Here is an 18,301-nt window from a genome sequence, read left to right as displayed (position 1 = left end):
AGACAAGGAAGGGAATGTTCATATGACTGGCAGAAATGAACCTTGTCATTGTGGCAGCGGAAAAAAGTATAAAAAGTGTTGTTTGGCGAAGGATAGTAATTTTAAAGTGCTAACAGGTGGTAAGGGGAACTCAGTTCGTTCTACCCCTTTAACACCTGAACAAATTGAAATTGCAGAGCTTCTTCATTTGGATCAAGAAGTTTACTACGCAAGTGATTTAACAGAGTTCTATCTTGAGAGAACAAAAGGTAAATCTAAGGGAACTATTTTAAAATATCGTAACTCGCTCGAAAGTATAGGGTGTGGACTTTCTAATCATAAATATGCAAACCAATGGATTGAATTGAGTCCGGAATTCTGGGAACAATTGATTGTGTATGATTTCTTTGTAATGAGCCTAGAACCGAGCTATAATCAAGCAGAAAATTTGTTCTCTGTTCTCAAACAATTTACCAAGTGGACAGATAAAAAATATGGCTTGGATAATGGAGAGCTGGTTAAATTTCTGACCGATAAGAATCGGTATGCTGTAATGGATGCCATATATAACTATAATTTCCTGTTGCGTGAAGTTTTGATGCAAAATGCAAAGGACAAATGGTTTGGTAGTAACAGAGTCGGCCCTCTTGTTGAAGAAGGTGGATGGTTTGTTGTAAATGACATGACAGCAACATCCATAAAGACTATTGAACTGACAAGTGGTGACCAATTTACGATTTCCATCCCAAAGGAAATGCTAACCCAAGAATCCGTACATTATGGAATGATTTTTGTTGGAGTGCTTGAGAAAGAAAGTGGAAAGCGAAACTGGAGGTTTGTTGAATTAGAAAATGTATACCCGCCTAAAGCTTTTTCCTTTTTGAAGCGAGAAGTTCTTGAGTTTATCTAAAGATAGCAAGCTTGCTCATTTATGAATTTAGTGACTTATTTTTATGTCCCTACTCATTTACAATGATGATACAATCGGACCATATTGTGGCTACTCTACTTAAAATCACCCATCAATCTGTTAAATATTGATGGGTGTTTTTTTTTATATTTACACTGTAGCTTTCTCGATGTCTGCCTTTAATTCTTTAAACCATTTTAAGTTCACTAAATGGTGGGAACGAGAATTTTCGTTCATACGGCGAAAGTAATCAATTCTGCCAGGTAATTCCTTATTGTTAGCTAAGTATTCATCAAGTAGGGCAATCCTCGCTTCCGTCTGATCAATCTGGGATTGAATACATTCCAATAATTTATTTGTATCGAATACATCTGCAAACAGCAACGTTCCATATAACGGTAATTTAATATACTCGGATTTAGTTCCATATTTGGCCATTAATTTATCAAATTCTGCTAATCCTAAAGACGTGATTTTAAAGGTATGAATTTCACGACCATTGTTTGGACGTGTTTGATGTGTTTGTTCGATCAAACCTTTTTCTTCGAGTTGTTGCAAATTGTAATAAAAGGATCCTTTAGTAAAGTTAACGATATATTGATAATGTCGTTTTTCCATTAAACTTAATAGTTCGTATCCATGAGCGCCGGGGTTTTGAATAAGTAAGCCAAGAATTAGTAAGGGAATCAAGGTTGCATCACCTTCGCCACTTGTGCTTCAAATTCCTCGTATGTGATTTTACCTAGAGCCAAATTCATACTGTGAATATAAATATGTTCAGTTTTCGAATAGTTATTGTCTATTTTTAGTGATTGATTTTCATCAGCAAGGGGCTCTAAGATATGCGTCTTTTTCGAAAAAGCTTCGAAATACCGAAAACCGAATTTTCGTTGGGAAACGGCGTTTAAATGAATACCATCCGGATTGGAAGTTAGACCTTCTGCCGATACATAATAACAATTTTGCTGCTCATGAGCGAATCGACGTAATTGCTCGTTGATTTCTTGAAACTCTGATGAGTACTTTCCGAAGCCTGTTTTTCCTAAGAAATCACCAAGCTCACCAATGATTAATGGGACATTTTGAAGGTTTAATTCTTTACGTAAAGTGTCAATGATAAGAGATAACTTTTCATAATACGTTTCATGTAGAGAATTATTGCTATCACTTTCACCTTGATGCCAAAGTATACCGCAAATTTGACTAGTTTCAAGAGCAAATCGAGCTTCAGACAAAGCATGTTGAAAAAGAGTACCTTCTGGATGCCAATCGTTCAAGGAACTGCCACCTTCAGCACAAGGGATCAAACCAATTTCTTCATCAGGGTTAGCTTTCGAATATGCCTCTGCAAAAGATGCTGCTAAACTTACACCAGCAACAGGACGGTCATAATTTACTGGCTCTGTCATCATTTGCCACTGTCCATTGCGGAGCATTTTTATTTTTTCATTAAAGATAGGTTCTACTTCATGCAAGAATCCACGACCTGCCATATTTGATTGCCCTAACATCAAAAAAGATTTTATCATTTAATTTTCATTCCTTTACATAATAGTCTAATTAGACTTAAATATTATAGAGTCTAATTAGACTATCGTCAACTTGCCTTGCTAGTAAAATTATTTATTACGATATAAGAAAAGTAGCTTCTTTTTGTAATTAACCTTAGGAAAAAGAAGCTGAGAGGTAGTGCCAATTAATTTACATTGCTATTATTTTTTGAGAAAGTAAAGGTACAATTTATACTTATATAATTACTGATGATAAAAGAAAATGAGGTAGGAAAAAAATGATTGCAAAAACAGAAGAAGATTTTAATGGTTTGAAGGAAATCGGCAAAATTATTGCCTCCATTAGAGATGAATTAGTACAAAGAACAATTCCTGGCGTAACGACCAAAGAACTTGATGATATAGCCGGAGAACTTTTAGAAAAAGCAGGGGCAGTGTCAGCTCCTAAAGGTGAATATGACTTTCCAGGCTATACGTGTATAAGCCTTAATGATGAAGTGGCTCATGGTATTCCAGGTCATAGGGTTATTCAAGAAGGGGACTTAGTAAATATAGATGTATCTGCTTCAAAGAACGGTTATTTCGCAGATACAGGAATCTCATTTGTAGTCGGAGAAGGGGAAGAAGTTTTAACTAGATTATGCGATGTTGCAAAAAAAGCATTTGAAGCAGGTCTTAAGAAAGCTAAACCTGGTTCCAAAAAAAGTAGAATCGGAAAAGCAGTATATGAAACAGCGAAACAGCATGGATTCACGGTTATCAAAAACCTTACAGGACATGGTGTCGGACGTAGAATACACGAAGAACCAGACCATATTTTAAACTATAATGATCCTTGGGATAATGAAATATTAAAGGATGGGATGGTTATCGCATTCGAACCATTTATTTCAACCTTGGAAGAAGAAGTATTCCAAAAAGAAGACGGTTGGACCTATGCTACAGAAAAAAGCTATGTAGCACAAATAGAACATACGATCATCCTTACAAAAAATGGTCCGATTATAGTCACGTTATAATTTTTAATAGGATTTTCAGCCTACAAAATGGGTGCATTTCTCTAAGAAGGAGATTTGCACTTTTTTATTGAACTAATTGAAGAAAGTAACAGGATTGTTGAATCAGCACGAGTGAATTAAGGGAAGAAAATGACATATGAAGTAGGAGAAAGTATGTAAATGAACAAAAGCAGATACAGGAGATCTATTAGAGGTGTAATCAGGGAAATTAGAGGTGAATTAATATTTGAATTGCTATGGAGCATCTTAACTTTTATTCCAAGAATGATATTCCGCTTAATAAAAAGCATCTTTAACCACTATTAAGCAATCGTAGCCGTTTATACAAGAAGGATTTACCGCCTTTTTTTATGGAACTTATTTACAAATGATTCGGATTATTGAATAAGCACGGAGATTCTGAAAAAATACTACCATATGCAATTTATGAAGTATAATGAAATAGATATTAAAATGTATGGAAATAAATTATTAAATTTTATCATTGTATTCCTATTACTAATGAAGGAAGGGGACAACCTATGAAGGATAAAATTACTCAACAAACTAAAGAACTTCAGCAATCCAACGGTGGTCATATCTTCTACGAGTACCAGAATATTGAATCTTATATAAACAACACTGTTTCTTATGTTTTAGCAGGGATTGAACAGGGAGATTATGTTATCGTTATAGAGAACGATCGTCTTTATCCACTGATTGAAGAAGCAATAAAAATGGAAGTAAGTAAAGACGATCTACATAAAATCCACCGTGTAAACAACTTTGATTTTTATTGTTTCAAAGGTGATTTTAATACTGAAACCGTCATCTCGTATTTTAAAAAGTACGTTGAACCTTTTCTGGAAAAGAACATTTCTATTCGAACTTGGGCGCATGTTGAATGGGCTGATAAGGAGCAATTGGCTTATTACGTAGGTGAATATGAGAAGGAAGTCGATAAAACGGTGATTGAATTCGGATTAACGACTATTTGTGCTTATGATCAAATAAGAGTTACAGATGAACTCCGACAAACTCTATTAAGCTGTCACCGCTATTACATGACAGATAATGAAGTCCATTGTATCTCTAAAGACTTAAAACCTTACCGTATGTTGAACGATCTTTGATTGGAAAGGCAAAATTCAAAAAGAAATATACTTCATTTCATAAAAGATGCATTTCTTTAATAGAGAGCTGCATTTTTTATTGTATTAAAGAACAAAAGGGGCAGGGTTGCGGAAGAAAATTTAAAAGGGGTTACAACTTTGCATTTCTTTAAGAAGGAGAAGTGCCTTTTTTATTGAACTATATGGTGTTAGTAGATTATTACATCTTTTTTAAGAACTGAGGCGAAATGAATGTCACACGATGGCATTGTTTTAGTTGTAATGGCATCGATTATAAATGATGATAAAGTTTTAATTATAAAAGAGAATAAACCAAACGCCTTAAATAAATGGACTTTTCCTGGTGGACATATTGAATATGGTGAGGACATTCTTGTTGCGGCCAAGAGGGAAGTAAAAGAGGAAACAGGTTTGGACTTAAAACTGGTAGGTACCACTGGTGTCTACAATTTTATTAGTAGTACGAACGATCAAGTAATCCTATTTCATTTTATTGGTGAAGTCACTGATGGTCACATAAACCTTGAAGAAGAGGGGATTACTGAAAGTATGTGGATTATGGTGAATGAGCTTGCAAAATTTAAAAAAGAGGATTTACGAGAACCACAGGTATTAAATCAAATAATCGATAACTTACTAAAAGAAAAGGTACATTCTATCAGTCTTTATAACGAAAAAAAGTTTTAACTTATTTTGAACTAAACACAACACGCTCCAAATCATTTCGCGGCCATAGAGTTAATTAAGTAGTTCTAGTATAGATATATTTAATTTCAAGGATGAGTACATTTCTTTAAGAAAAGGAATGTACTCTTTTTTATTGAATGTATAAAGGCTTGTACTTAACTCGCAATAAAGGAGATTACTATGTTAACAAAACAACAACTTCTAGATATAAAAAAATTACAAAAAGAGTGTGAGATTCATGATCGTATACAGCTTAAACTTAACTGGAATATGCTAGAGAATCGTGAATCAAATCAACTAGATTATTTTCACTATGAAAACGACGAACTCGTCGCGTTTCTTGGCATGTATCCTTTTGGTTCTACAGTCGAAGCTTGCGGCATGGTGAAACCAAGTGATCGACGTAAGGGACATTTTCAGAATTTGTTTCAAAAAGGGATGGAATCAGCTAAACAATGCGGATATCAAAAAATCTTGTTAAATGCCCCAGCTGGTTCATGGGCAGCAAAAGAGTTTTTACTTAAAATAGGTGCTGAATATGCATTTTCAGAAAATCAAATGGTGTGGGAAGAGAAATCCATACAATCAGTAGAAGGAATCACACTTCGACAAGCAAAAGAAGAAGATTTAGACATGTCCATTCGTATATCGATAGAAGCATTCGGAATGACCCGAGAAGATGCAACATTAATGCAACGTTCATTTAAAAAAGAAAGAAACACGGATATGTTAATGATCGATGTGAACGAAAGTACAGTAGGAAAAATACGTGTCTCACGGAAGGATGGAGAGGCATGGATCTATGGGTTTTCCATTTTGCCAGAGCATCAAGGGAAAGGTATCGGCAGGAAAGTGTTACGTCAGGTTATAAAAGAGCAGATTTCAGCAGGGTATTCGGTACACTTAGAGGTAGAAACCAAAAATGACAATGCCCTTGGCTTATATCAAGCAGTAGGGTTCAAAGTAGTACATGCACAGGATTATTATACGTATGTAATATGAAATAATGCTTTTCGTAATTACAGCACATAGGAACAGATGAAAAATTCAGTTGTTATTTGATGGTGGATTAACTCTTACTTAGCGATATGTCTAATGAAAAGATTAAAGGTTATAAGAAAAAATATTAACATCCTGTCGATTATACAGATTGTTGATCGTCGTATGAGTGGATACACAATTTGAGTAATCGAGGAGAGATGATCATGATATTTTTATGTATGGGCTATTACAACCCTGAAAAAATGGATGCACGACCAAGGACAGAGATTGAAGCAATCATGAGTGAATGTCAGCCGCACATTGAGAAATTTTATGATAACGGTGAGGTTCTGCTTGATGCCGGTCTCGACACAGAGTCCAAAAGCTTGCGCCGTGTAGACGGCACGGTAATCGTAACAGATGGGCCATTTACAGAAACTAAAGAAATGATAGGAAGTATTTTCATTTTTGAAGCAGAAAACATGGATGAGGCAATCCAACTTGCTTCTTTACATCCAACAACTCAAGTGAGCAAGGGAGAAGAGTTTGGTTGGCGCATAGAAATTCGTCCTGTGCATTACTTGAAAACCAATAAATGAATAGGGGAGAATATTATATTCAAGTGAGACACGATAACACAATAATCTTTTGAAGTTGATTTGTTCAACAAATAATTATAAGGTTTCTTTTAGCAAACTAAGGTATAGTATATAAGGTGAATTGAAGATGAAAAAGTAGGTGAACATTTTGGGGAAATATCAATTGGATGACAAAGCTCAGGTAGCCGTTACAAAGTTTCATGAAAAACAGACGCCTGCCAGATTTGATAAAAAGAAGCATCTTGAAAAACTACGCACGGAGTTTTTGAAAAAAAAGCAAAAACAAACAGATAAATAATAAGAATGAAAACATAGGAAGAACGAATGCTTCCTATGTTTTTTCTTATCCAATTAAATAGGGTTATGTTATTCTGTATTTCTAATTATTACTGGAGACATGAAACTGTTGTTTCTCAGTATAATATTCTTTTTTAGTCGGCTGCGTATTAAAGATAAATAATATCAATGTTACTGCAAACATGGTTAAAGTTCCTAATATGACCACAAACCGAATGGATATTAATTCTGCTAAGATTCCAAAAATCATGGTTCCAATAATAATGAAAAAGGCTTCGATGAAACCATATAAACTACCAACCCGCCCCATGACTTCGACAGGAACATTATTTTGATAAAATGTGTAAAATCCTGTGTTAATAAATGCCATCGAAAATGATAGAACGAAAAAACCAACTGCGGCAATTACAAAAGTACTCGAAAATGCATAGATTAGATAACCGCTGGAAACCAATATGGCACCAAGACCAATTAGCCAGGAGGTAGCTACTTTTTCAACAACTATCATGTTTATTGAGGCGCCTACAACGATTCCAACACCAGCAATACTTACAAGTAAACCATAATCTCCCTTGGATAACGACAGAACTTCTGTAGCAAATGCTGCTTCCAGTGAATCTACGGCAGTTGCTAAGACCATTACTGCACTAAAAAGTAAATAAATGACCATAACATAAACACGCTTACGACTAAAATCAACTACTAATCTCCAGTCTTTTTTCAATACTTTTAAGGTGATTCTTTCATCTTCTGTTTCTATAAAATCATTCTTTTCGATATTGGGCATGACCAATATAATCATTGCTGACAAAAAAAGAGCGATGGCATTCATATAAATTGCGGAATTTGGAGTGCCGATCATAAAAATCATCCCAGCAATCGCGGGTCCAGTAACAAATGCTCCAGAATCAATTAAGCTACGGAGAGAATTGAATCGTTTTCTTTTATCAGCGGGAATTAGCTTCGTAATGTAAGACATTGATGTCGGCTCATAAATAGAACTAGCCACACTGATGAAAAAGACAATACCATACATTCCCCAAAGAGAGGATAGTAAAGGCAATAAGGCAATAAGCATTGCCTGGAATAGAGTTAGCCCAACCATAAGATGCTTTTTGTTCATGCGATCTATTATGCTGCCACACCAAATGTTAGTAAATAATGTCGATAGAGCTCTAAGTATATAGAGTCCTGAAACAGCAAGGACACCCATCCTGTCAAGAACGATTAAATTGAGTGCTATAAAATACACCCATGCTCCAATACTCGAAATACCAATACTGGACAATAAAATGGTTGGGTATTTCCACGACCTAATAGACTTGTTTAAACGCATTTTTATTTTCACTCCTCCATGACTCTAAACTTGGACAATAAAAAAACTCACCCCCAAGACATTTGTCTTGAGGACGAGTTATTGCGCGTCGTGGTGCCACCTCAGTTTGGAAATATGTCACCATATTCCCCTTTTTAGGTACATTAAAAATTCCATACATATACCCTAGCTCTATAACAGGAGCTCCTGTAACACTATCACCTTCAAGGATCCAATGCGCTGCTCAGAGGCTTGCTTCTAACCATTAATCCTTACTCCTTTTCACCAACTGGAGCTCTCTTTGAAGAATTGCTGATTATACTCTTCTCTTCATAGCATTTCATTTAATTGTGGATAATTTTACCAAATATATAGTGGTAAAGTAAAGAGTTTTTAAATTAAGTTGTTGGAAATTAATTATAGAGTGGAATTAAAATGACAGGTTACTATTTGTCTATAATGACCTATACGGGAAATATAAAAAAGATGATCTGGATGTAACCAAATCATCTTAAAACATGCAATATCATTCTTTCTACTTTAATTATACTCCGAATGTTAGATAATTAATAGACTACTCTTTCTAGGATTTTACTCATATACTGTTGTAAACAAATCATAAAAAAGTTAGAGGTGTCTATGGATGAATGATAAAAAAGAAGTCTTAGATAAAGGTCCTTTCTTTCATGGTACTAAAACCGAATTGAAAATTGGAGACCAATTAGAACCGCTATACCTATCAAATTATCAAGACAAAAAATCTAACTATATCTATTTCACTGCTACATTAGATGCTGCAAAATGGGGTGCTGAATTGGCACGATCTCAATCGAAAGAGAGAATCTATATCGTAGAGCCTCTAGGTGAATTTGAAAACGACCCGAACTTGACCGATAAAAGATTCCCCGGAAACCCAACAAGATCCTACAGATCCAAATCCCCATTGAGAATCATAGCTGAATTAAAATCATGGGAAAGGCATTCAGAGGAAGAAATCAATCAAATGCTTACACACTTGAAGACTTTAACTGAACAAGGTAAGAATGTAATATACGATTAACAACTTTTAAAATAGATTAATTAGATACAGCAATTTCCCTATAGATTTTTAGACAACCCCATTTCAGATTAAATTGAAATGGGGTTTGTCTTACGCTCTGTCATCCTCACTGATAAGGTGAGGATGTTTGTGTTAAAGGTTTAAAATGTAAAAGTTGACATAATTTTAAGGTTTATGTAATATATAAATTGCATATGTAAACTATATCTAACATCCAGCTGGGGTGAGAAATGAAGAATAACGTTAAAATGACTAGAATGAATGCCTCCATTACTCAGGAACAATTAGCGAGAAAAGTTGGTGTGACTCGACAAACGATCGGTCTTATAGAAAAGGGCGAATTTAATCCTAGTCTTCAATTGTGTATTGCAATAGCTAAAGAACTGCAGAAAACGTTGGATGAATTATTTTGGGAGGTCGATGCGAAATGAAATCTTGGATGTCCTTTTTACTACCGGATGATGAATACAAAGAAAGAAAGATGTTATATTTTTTCTCTGAGGGTGCAATCCTTCTTTTTCTTTCCCTTTTTGTCATGCTTATCGGCAACAAGTCTTTACATCTGGATGCACAAACGATCTTATTAGTAGCTATGGGTATCTTCCTTTTTTATGTGTCAGGCAGATATATCTTATCTGGCATTGAATACACAGATATTTCAACGGAGAGAGCCTATAAAAAAGAATTAAAAGCAACAATCATGAAAACAGTTGGTTTTATTGCTATCTTTTTAACAATCTATCTAATAATTATTGGTGTGCCTACGAGTTTAAACAAATGGCTAGAAATATCGGGGTTGTTAGCAAGTGTTAGTGTAGTAAAGTTTTTATCTACATATATTTCATTAAAACGCTCTTATCAGAAGAATAAGGAACTATTATAAATTTCTTTTGTACTAACATATGCAATGATTATGGATTTTCAACCTTACGAGATCATGTTTTCGTAAGGTTTTTTCTTCTTGTGATACTAACTACAAGCATAAAATTTCTAATAATTCCTTCTGTGATTATAATCTGAGTTAGAGAGATAGGAGGGGGAAATATCATGCATAACTATATTTGTAAGACGTGCGGGGTTCAATATGAAGCAACTTTACATGAACCAACATCATGTTCCATCTGTAAGGAAGAAAGACAGTATGTGAGTTCCAAAGGACAATCGTGGACAACATTAGAAGCGATGGTGGAAAGCGGCAACTATAAAACAGAAGTTAGTGTTGAAGAAGAGAATCTGTATCGTGTTCAGACGAGTCCTAGCTTTGGAATCGGCCAGACGGCATACCTCGTGAAGGGTAAGGGATATAACGTGTTATGGGACTGTGTGACTTACATAGATGAAGGTACGATTAAAGCCATTCAGCAGCTCGGTGGAATTGATGCGATCGCACTATCACATCCTCATTATTATTCCACTCAAGTGGAATGGGCTGAAACATTTGATGCTGCACTATATATTCACGAAGATGATAAGAAGTGGGTAACGAGAATGAGTGAAAGGATCGTGTTCTGGTCGGGTGACACGCTCGAACTCAGTGAAGGCGTCGTCCTTCAGAGAATCGGTGGTCATTTTAAGGGAGGCACCATCCTTGAATGGAAAGAAGGGAGCCAGCAACAAGGTGTTCTTCTTTGTGGTGATATTGTTCGTATAGTAGCGGACCGGGAATGGGTCAGTTTTATGTATAGTTATCCTAACTTTATTCCTTTACCAGGTGCTACGGTTGAGAGGATCGCTCAGCGTATGAAAGAACTACACTTTAATCGTATCTATGATGCTTTTAACCGAGTGATCAAAGAAGATGCTGCAGAGTCGGTTCAACGATCAGCGAAAAGGTACGTTGATGCGCTAAATGGAGTATTGTTCCAAACATAATTATTAAAAACAGAGCTCAGTATAACTTTTCACGAAGAACGATGGCTCATATCAATTTTGAATAAAGTAACCTACCCTATTGTCTGGATGGACACAGGGTGGTTACTTTTTTATTTAGACGTCAACTCGGGCAATTAGAATATAGGTGTGAATTCACAGTATTATTCAGCGAGCTGCTTCAGCTCATGCCTCTAATTTTGGTTAATTTAAGTTAAATTATAAGCAATTTATAATAAAGTATAAGTTTACTTTACTTTTTGTAAGAAATTAATTTATAATTAATCAGAAGAGGTGATGTCATGAAGAAAGATTTTGGTGATTCCATTTCAAATAAGGTTTATGAATATCGTGTACTTGCCAGATTGTCGCAGCAAGAATTAGCAGAAAAAGTCGGGGTCTCCAAACAAACCATTTTTGTAATGGAAAAGGGAAACTATGTACCCACTCTGTTGTTAGCTTTTCGAATTGCTGAATTCTTTAAAGTTGATGTAAATGATGTTTTTACTTATATGAAAGGAATTGATAAAGATGGAAATTAAGTCGATCTCAGATATCCCTGTTGCAGCTTTTTACCCTTTGAAGTCATGGGCGGAACAGTCTACTGGAAATTGGAACATTCTCTTAGGCATTGGTTTTTTATTGTTAATGGCTAGTATGGTATTCGCCTATGTGTTCTATAAGAAGATGGGGAATGAAGATGAACGCACAAAAAATATTTATCTGAAGAGCAGTTACTTTATGCTGTTGACTATCATTCTATGTGACATCGTTTTTCCTACAGAGTATATGGTGAACCTATTCTTCTTATACAAATATGGGCTAGCCATTTTAGCAGGTGGTATTTATTTAGCCGTTCAATATAAAAGGGATTTCTCATAAAATAAATAGTTTGAAGGACCTCGCAACGTTAATCGTTGCGTTTTTTTTGAAGGGGCTTTTTTCCTGCATCACAATCGGCCAGATTGTTGAAAAAGGATAATAAAATCAGATGTCGTATTTATTTCTAAAAGATCATCACTTAGGAGGAATTTAATGCCACTGTCTAAAGATAACGTAGAATACATAATTCGAGATGTGAAATTAGAGGATGCGGAGGTACTTTTGGATATTGAGAAATCTGTTATTTCTGAAGGCAGATATTTCATTGTTGTATCAGAAGAGGTAGAAGAAAAGCCATTACAGGAGGAGAAGGAACGACTACAAAGGAGTCTACTTCTTTTTCGATAATCGGGTGCGTTTTGACTAGAAAAATAATTTACAAGAGGACTCTGTGAATGATAAATATAATAACTTAATTAGGACTTAAATGATATTTGGAAGAGATAGGGGATATTATAATCGTGTTAGTATTTCTACTTCATATTTTGATAAGTTTCATGGTGTTAGGAATAACATTAGTTCTAGGTCGAATAGTTGAATTTAAAAGAAGTGCTCTAAATAATATTGTTGGGATAACTGGGATATCAGGGATTTTTATAGTAGGTACAGGTATTTTCATTGGAATAGGCGATTCTTTACATGCATATCTCTATATAACCTTTGTATTACAGTTAATTATTATTTGTCTTTTATTTTTTAACTATCGTCATTTTAAAAAGGTAGGTTATTCAAATTTCATAAACATCTTTTCCATGATCCTACTTATTACTAGTTACTTAACTTATGTTTACTATATTATAGGGAGCTTTTTGTATTAGTAATAGCTGCGTTAATTCAGGAAGGATTTACCGCCTTTTGCCCAAATATGAGATATTACTGTAGCTGAACAAGGAGTATACTAATGAATGATTATATTGAACGTATCAAAGCAGTCTATCCTGAACTTATAATTGAGGATGTTTATCTTAATGATATTGGTCAAAATAACGATGTTCTAATAATAAACAATTCTCTTGTATTCAGATTTCCCAAATACAAAAAAGGAATTGGAAGTTTAGAAGAAGAAACTAAAATCTTAGAACATATTAGGGACACAATATCAATCCCAATTCCATTTCCAAAATATAAGTCATTTGAACTGTTAGAACCCGGTAAAGTATTTACTGGCTGTAAACGAATTGAAGGTAATCCACTTTGGAATGAACATTTAGTTAAAGTTAATAAAGTGGATTCCATAAAAATTGCAAAACAACTCGTAACATTTCTAATTGAAATTCATTCTATATCAAGAGAAAATTTGCATAAGGATCTAAAATTAAAAGATAGTAACCCTTATGAAGAAATGAAAGAACTATTTTTTAATATACAGGACAAGCTTTTTCAATTTATCAATGAGAAAGCTCAAATGGATATTATTTATTCGTTTGAGAGTTTCCTTAATAATGAAGAATATTTTAAAACAACCCTTATACATGGAGATTTTGGAGCTTCAAATATCTTATGGAACCCCGAAAATTGTGAAATTCCAGGAATAATAGACTTTGGTAATTCTGGTATTGGTGATCCTGCATATGATTTTGCAGGGATACTATCAAGTTACGGTGAGGATTTTTTTAACAAGTGTATAGATCTTTATCCAAATGGTTCCGAAGTAGCTAAGCGTGTTACATTTTATAAGAGCACATTTGCTTTACAAGAAGCTTTGCATGGTTTAATAAATAACGACACTCGTGCATTTGAAAACGGAATAAAAGAGTATCGCTAAGAATACTGTCGCTTTATGAACATAGTTTCATAGCTAGTCATTACTTATTTAACATTAACTGTCATAACAAATTTTTATTCAACAAAACGGCTGCATTGCTTTTAAGTGTTGCTATAAGGTTGGACACAAGTGAGTGATCCAGGAGGTTGCTACAAGAGAAAGAATGCATGATTTGTGAACGGATAGAAGTAGATGAATATAGAAGGCAGTGAATCAATTGAAAGTCGCAACATTTAATGTTTGGAATAATAACGAGACATGGGATATTAGAAAAGAAATTATTATCCAGGAAATCACAAGAATAAATGCAGACATCATTGCTCTTCAAGAAGTACCAAATCTTAAGGAACTTCAATCTATTATAAAGCAAGTTGGAATAGATCATTACTCTTTTCATAAATATCCAGGTGATGACGAAGGTCTTGCTATTTTATCAACATTTCCAATAGAAGAGGTAAGTAAGGAAAATGACGTTTTAAATAATTGTTCGATGAGGACTATTGTTCGAATAAATGAATTAACAATTGGTTTGACAAATGTCCACTTAACCTGGAAAAGTGCTTATAAAAGAGAAAAGGAAATAGTGGAAGTGGTAAAATGGATTTCGGAAAGTAAAAATACTGACTATGAGCTACTTTGTGGTGATTTTAACAGTAAACCCAATTTATCAAGTATCTATAATTTTTTAGTTGGCGAACTTTCAATTGAATCATTTGATACAAGTTGGGTGGATCTAGGACAGTCAGATAAATCCCCAACCTTAGACTATGAAAAAAATAGATGGCTACTGAATAGAGAAAACTTAAATAGTATCAGAGTTCCCGTAAGGTATGATTGGATACTATTAAAATCATGCTATCCCAAGCAAGAACCAAAGCTTCTAAATATAGAACTATTTGCTAACGAAGTATCCCTAACACAACAAGTTTTTCCAAGTGACCATTATGGTGTAATAGCTGATTTGAGTTTATAGATTCATCTTAAAACTTAGATAACCCTTGAAAGCTTTTTTTGTTCAAAGTAACGGCTTTTATTAAAAAAATTTATACAAATTTAAAGCGATTTTGAACTGCTCCCCAATAGTTATTCACAGCTAACAATTGGAGGTGCAGTTTTTTATTACTAACATTCTTTGGATATCCAGCTGGCTACTTTTCAAGCTTACTTAGAGGGAAAAGATACGATAACGGCACAGCTCAAAGGCCATATATAATCTACAACATAAAGATTAAAATAGCGTACTTAGAAACAGGAAAGTACTAGTCTCTTCTTTCACTTTTAGACACCAGTATTATGATAGAGGTGTATTTGAATGCATGCTCTAGATATAAAGGATGAAAACCAATGGATGCATACTTCCTTAAAGGGATATGGTAACTGTTTATTGAATTAAAGAGTAGGTTACAAATATTTAGAAGTACGGCTAAGTGGATATAAAAAATTTTTATTCGTTTTCTTTATAGTGAGGTAATAAAGAGAGAAAAATATAAGTCTGAGTGATACAGGAGAGATGACAATGATATTTTTATGTATGGGTTATTTTAGTCCTGAAAAAATGGATGCACGCCCGAGGGCGGAAATTGAAGCAGTTATGAATGAATGCCAACCTGTCGTTGAGAATTTTTATAGAAGTGGCAAGGTACTGCTTGATGCTGGCTTGGATTCTGAGACCAAAAGCTTACGTCGAGTAAACGATGAGATAATCGTAACAGATGGTCCGTTTACAGAGACGAAGGAGCTTGTCGGCAGCGTATTCATTTTTGAAGCAGAAAATATGGAAGAGGCGATTCAGTTAGCTTCTCTTCATCCGACAACACAAATAAGTAGAGGGGAAGAGTTTGGATGGCGTATCGAGATCCGTCCTGTTCATTTCTTTAAGAATGAAAATTGAGTCATCGAGTAGATCTAGAGGTAATTTAGTTTTTATTACGAATCCGAAACAATGAAAATCAACATTCCATTTTGCAGGAAGCAATTACGTATATATTTTCTAACTTTTGTAATAAATATACTACTTAACACTGTATTTAGACGTATTGCTAGTCGTATTCAAACAAACGAACTTTTACAGGGAGATGTTTTTATGATGATTGGAATTAGTAAAGTTCAGGACGTACTCGAAAATTATAAATCCTCCGTATATGAAAAAGATGTTAATAAATTTCTAACAACCTATGCTTCTGATGTACATATTTATGATTGCTGGGGAAACTGGGAGTGTAAGGGTATTTCTTCATGGAGAGAGAATGTGGTGATGTGGTTTAATAGTGTGAGTGAAGACGGAAACTTATTAAAAGTAGATTTTAATGATGTAACCATTGAAGAAAATACTAATGTTGCATTCGTTCATTGTGCGGTTTCGTTTGTTGCATACAGCGCAACATCTGGAGAAAAACTTCGTCAAATGACAAACCGTTTTACATTTGGCTTAAAAAAAGTAAATGAGTCTTGGCTCATAACACACGAACATTCATCGTTGCCAATAGATATGCATACAGGAAAAGGTATGTTTAACCTAAAATAAAGAGGATTACATTACTGGCTGGCATACATGATTCATTAATACTATCATTGTTATTCGAAGGTTTATTTTTGCTATTTTTTGATAAGCTACCTTATCAAGTTGTTAAAACTTTATATTTTTTAATAGGTATTAGTGGTAGGTTATATGAGTCGATAAGAAATCAGCTTGCAGAGAAATACTTTCTCTGCAAGCTGACTTTAATGATCATCTTTCATAAAATGCTGGCGGATCTATCCCTAAGATCCTTAAATATGTATACCCTTGTCCCCTGTGGTGTATCTCATTTTCTAAGCCGTACTGAAGTCTCGCAAAATGACTTTGTACTTCACCGAAGAACGAATCCTTCATCACGATTTCAAGTCTTTCTTGGGACATTTCATGCCACTGCTTTCTCGTATTGTCCCGTACATCATGACAGATCTTGATGAGTTCTATCTTGGTGGAGACTCCTTCAAAAACATCTTTATACTCCCACACATCTAATGCAACACCACTCATATAACCATTTTCAATGTTCACAATCTCTTTGATCATCTCTGCAAACGGTCTAAGCTTCTCATCAGGAGAGTAACTAAACAGTTTATCCTCCGGAAAGACTTCTACGATACGCATCGTTAATCTTCTGTTTCCTTCCAACATCTCAAAGAAATCGTCTTTTGTTAAGAACATTTTTCATCCCCCGTTATTTTAACTATTATTGATATTCCCTAATTAATCAGAAAATCCTACAAAATAAGACGTTGATGTTGCTTCTTTTATTGAAAAAAACTTGTCTAGGGAAGTATTGCTAGGCAATTCAATAAAGCTTCCTTGAAAAAGTACCTGCAGCTGAAATAATTACAGACGTTACGGATATAACATCTATTTTAAAATCTTTTAATTAACGTTTGTAATTTCAATAAATTTGAGTTGCTGATCTGTGTAAGAGGTCAGTATATATGACTTATTCATCACTCGGGTGCGATTCTAGAAGAAGGGTTATTAAAATGTGAAGAGAATATCCTATTGGAGGTGCTATTTTATGAATGAAATATCCTTTGTAATCTCGCAAATAACAATCGCTTATAAACGAGAAGTAGAGATGGTTAACTTTTATAATGAGGTTTATAACGCGAATTTAAGCTCTTTCAAGTCGGGAGATTATACATTCTATAAAGGGAAACTAGGAGAAGTTGTTTTGTTGTTTTGCCCAAATGAGATGTTAGGGATTAAAGCTGAAAAAAATAATATTCAATTTACTGTACAAGTATCAAATTTGGATGAAGTCCTTGCTAAAGTTTTGCAGTATGGTGGTGTACCAATACAGGAAATTATTCAAGAAGAGACTCAATACAAAATAGGAATCTTAGACCCGGATGGCAATTCCATTGAATTGTTGGAGAGTATAGATACCTGATTTGATGAAAATGAATTAGGGTTTTCCTTTATCCAAAAAGGCTTGAACCTGACTTTCACCTTTTGAAACATCCAGACCTACTACTGGATTTATCTATGATTCTCCTCCTAGAAATAAATTAGTCGGTAACCCCCTAAGCTCCTTGTAATGTCATAGGTTCGCTTGTTAAACGGAATCCTTCTTGTCCCAACCAGCCTGAACATGTTTATACAAGTAGGGGGTGAACAGTTTTGCTGACGGGATATATTCCGACGGGTGCTGCGTTCTACCCCGACTACCGCTATAATAAGACCAAATAGAAAAAGGTCAACCAGTAAATAGACTGTACCCTATAGAGTAGACACTTGAAAAAGGTCTGCCCTATAGGGGTATTTTTATGTAGACTAATAAAAATG

23 protein-coding genes and 1 other annotated feature are annotated in these 18,301 nt (G+C 34.6%); of the genes, 19 read left to right on the top strand and 4 right to left on the bottom strand.

Annotated features, from left to right (window positions below; all coding sequences use genetic code 11):
- The first annotated feature begins 22 nt into the window (after positions 1–22).
- On the top strand, positions 23–889 hold the full coding sequence (locus H9648_RS20775; protein WP_225218972.1) for a YecA family protein: 867 nt from the start codon (positions 23–25) through the stop codon (positions 887–889).
- A 150-nt stretch (positions 890–1,039) separates the two neighbouring features.
- On the opposite strand, the gene H9648_RS17500 is transcribed toward H9648_RS20775, so the two are convergent.
- The gene (locus H9648_RS17500; protein ID WP_191755091.1) at positions 1,040–1,579 is read right to left on the bottom strand and encodes a PadR family transcriptional regulator; all 540 of its coding nucleotides are present in this window, start codon (positions 1,577–1,579) and stop codon (positions 1,040–1,042) included.
- Positions 1,576–2,418 carry a sialate O-acetylesterase gene (locus H9648_RS17495; RefSeq protein ID WP_191755090.1) on the bottom strand — a complete coding sequence of 281 codons (843 nt, stop codon included), beginning with the start codon at positions 2,416–2,418 and terminating at the stop codon, positions 1,576–1,578. Before H9648_RS17495 ends, H9648_RS17500 begins: the two co-directional genes overlap by 4 nt.
- Positions 2,419–2,678: 260 nt before the next feature.
- Here H9648_RS17495 and map point away from each other — a divergent pair, with 260 nt between their 5' ends.
- The 6 genes from map to H9648_RS17465 all read left to right on the top strand — a co-directional run bounded on the left by map (position 2,679) and on the right by H9648_RS17465 (position 7,096).
- Positions 2,679–3,419, top strand: coding sequence for a type I methionyl aminopeptidase (gene map, locus H9648_RS17490; RefSeq protein ID WP_191755089.1), 741 nt, complete (start codon positions 2,679–2,681; stop codon positions 3,417–3,419).
- A 521-nt stretch (positions 3,420–3,940) separates the two neighbouring features.
- Positions 3,941–4,531, top strand: a complete 591-nt coding sequence (locus H9648_RS17485) for an MEDS domain-containing protein (protein WP_191755088.1) — start codon at positions 3,941–3,943, stop codon at positions 4,529–4,531.
- A 231-nt stretch (positions 4,532–4,762) separates the two neighbouring features.
- Complete coding sequence (locus tag H9648_RS17480; protein WP_191755087.1) at positions 4,763–5,218, top strand: NUDIX hydrolase; 456 nt, start codon at positions 4,763–4,765, stop codon at positions 5,216–5,218.
- 180 nt (positions 5,219–5,398) lie between these two features.
- Positions 5,399–6,220, top strand: coding sequence for a GNAT family N-acetyltransferase (locus H9648_RS17475; RefSeq protein WP_191755086.1), 822 nt, complete (start codon positions 5,399–5,401; stop codon positions 6,218–6,220).
- Between the two features lie 203 nt (positions 6,221–6,423).
- The gene (locus tag H9648_RS17470; RefSeq protein ID WP_191755085.1) at positions 6,424–6,798 is read left to right on the top strand and encodes a YciI family protein; all 375 of its coding nucleotides are present in this window, start codon (positions 6,424–6,426) and stop codon (positions 6,796–6,798) included.
- A gap of 148 nt (positions 6,799–6,946) precedes the next feature.
- Entirely contained in the window at positions 6,947–7,096 is a 150-nt protein-coding gene (locus H9648_RS17465) for a hypothetical protein (RefSeq protein WP_191755084.1), read from the top strand.
- A gap of 81 nt (positions 7,097–7,177) precedes the next feature.
- On the opposite strand, the gene H9648_RS17460 is transcribed toward H9648_RS17465, so the two are convergent.
- On the bottom strand, positions 7,178–8,431 hold the full coding sequence (locus tag H9648_RS17460; protein WP_191755083.1) for an MFS transporter: 1,254 nt from the start codon (positions 8,429–8,431) through the stop codon (positions 7,178–7,180).
- A 66-nt stretch (positions 8,432–8,497) separates the two neighbouring features.
- Positions 8,498–8,753: a binding site (T-box leader), on the bottom strand.
- Positions 8,754–9,053: 300 nt separating this feature from the next.
- On the opposite strand from H9648_RS17460, the gene arr reads away from it, so the two are divergent.
- The 11 genes from arr (at position 9,054) to H9648_RS17405 (ending at position 16,510) form a co-directional block, all read left to right on the top strand.
- The gene (arr, locus tag H9648_RS17455; RefSeq protein WP_191755082.1) at positions 9,054–9,470 is read left to right on the top strand and encodes an NAD(+)--rifampin ADP-ribosyltransferase; all 417 of its coding nucleotides are present in this window, start codon (positions 9,054–9,056) and stop codon (positions 9,468–9,470) included.
- Positions 9,471–9,700: 230 nt separating this feature from the next.
- Entirely contained in the window at positions 9,701–9,901 is a 201-nt protein-coding gene (locus H9648_RS17450; RefSeq protein ID WP_191755081.1) for a helix-turn-helix transcriptional regulator, read from the top strand.
- Complete coding sequence (locus H9648_RS17445; RefSeq protein ID WP_191755080.1) at positions 9,898–10,353, top strand: DUF3278 domain-containing protein; 456 nt, start codon at positions 9,898–9,900, stop codon at positions 10,351–10,353. Before H9648_RS17450 ends, H9648_RS17445 begins: the two co-directional genes overlap by 4 nt.
- A gap of 164 nt (positions 10,354–10,517) precedes the next feature.
- Positions 10,518–11,342, top strand: coding sequence for an MBL fold metallo-hydrolase (locus H9648_RS17440; protein WP_191755079.1), 825 nt, complete (start codon positions 10,518–10,520; stop codon positions 11,340–11,342).
- A 299-nt stretch (positions 11,343–11,641) separates the two neighbouring features.
- Entirely contained in the window at positions 11,642–11,881 is a 240-nt protein-coding gene (locus H9648_RS17435; RefSeq protein WP_191755078.1) for a helix-turn-helix transcriptional regulator, read from the top strand.
- Positions 11,871–12,221, top strand: coding sequence for a DUF2178 domain-containing protein (locus tag H9648_RS17430; protein ID WP_191755077.1), 351 nt, complete (start codon positions 11,871–11,873; stop codon positions 12,219–12,221). Before H9648_RS17435 ends, H9648_RS17430 begins: the two co-directional genes overlap by 11 nt.
- Positions 12,222–12,374: 153 nt before the next feature.
- Entirely contained in the window at positions 12,375–12,569 is a 195-nt protein-coding gene (locus tag H9648_RS17425) for a hypothetical protein (protein WP_191755076.1), read from the top strand.
- A gap of 553 nt (positions 12,570–13,122) precedes the next feature.
- Positions 13,123–13,986 carry a phosphotransferase family protein gene (locus H9648_RS17420; RefSeq protein WP_191755075.1) on the top strand — a complete coding sequence of 288 codons (864 nt, stop codon included), beginning with the start codon at positions 13,123–13,125 and terminating at the stop codon, positions 13,984–13,986.
- Between the two features lie 217 nt (positions 13,987–14,203).
- Positions 14,204–14,959: an endonuclease/exonuclease/phosphatase family protein gene (locus H9648_RS17415; protein ID WP_191755074.1), complete on the top strand. Its 756-nt coding sequence runs from the start codon at positions 14,204–14,206 to the stop codon at positions 14,957–14,959.
- 543 nt (positions 14,960–15,502) lie between these two features.
- Positions 15,503–15,877 carry a YciI family protein gene (locus H9648_RS17410; protein WP_191755073.1) on the top strand — a complete coding sequence of 125 codons (375 nt, stop codon included), beginning with the start codon at positions 15,503–15,505 and terminating at the stop codon, positions 15,875–15,877.
- Positions 15,878–16,069: 192 nt separating this feature from the next.
- Positions 16,070–16,510, top strand: coding sequence for a YybH family protein (locus tag H9648_RS17405; RefSeq protein ID WP_191755072.1), 441 nt, complete (start codon positions 16,070–16,072; stop codon positions 16,508–16,510).
- 204 nt (positions 16,511–16,714) lie between these two features.
- Here the strand turns inward: H9648_RS17405 and H9648_RS17400 are convergent, their stop codons facing one another.
- Complete coding sequence (locus tag H9648_RS17400) at positions 16,715–17,179, bottom strand: DinB family protein (protein ID WP_191755071.1); 465 nt, start codon at positions 17,177–17,179, stop codon at positions 16,715–16,717.
- A 352-nt stretch (positions 17,180–17,531) separates the two neighbouring features.
- Here H9648_RS17400 and H9648_RS17395 point away from each other — a divergent pair, with 352 nt between their 5' ends.
- Positions 17,532–17,906, top strand: a complete 375-nt coding sequence (locus H9648_RS17395) for a VOC family protein (RefSeq protein WP_191755070.1) — start codon at positions 17,532–17,534, stop codon at positions 17,904–17,906.
- Positions 17,907–18,301 lie beyond the last annotated feature (395 nt).

The organism is Fictibacillus norfolkensis (assembly GCF_014836645.1).
GTDB lineage: Bacteria > Bacillota > Bacilli > Bacillales > Fictibacillaceae > Fictibacillus > Fictibacillus norfolkensis.
Note: the sequence above shows the minus strand (reverse complement) of the source record. Positions and strands in the feature narration are given on the sequence as shown.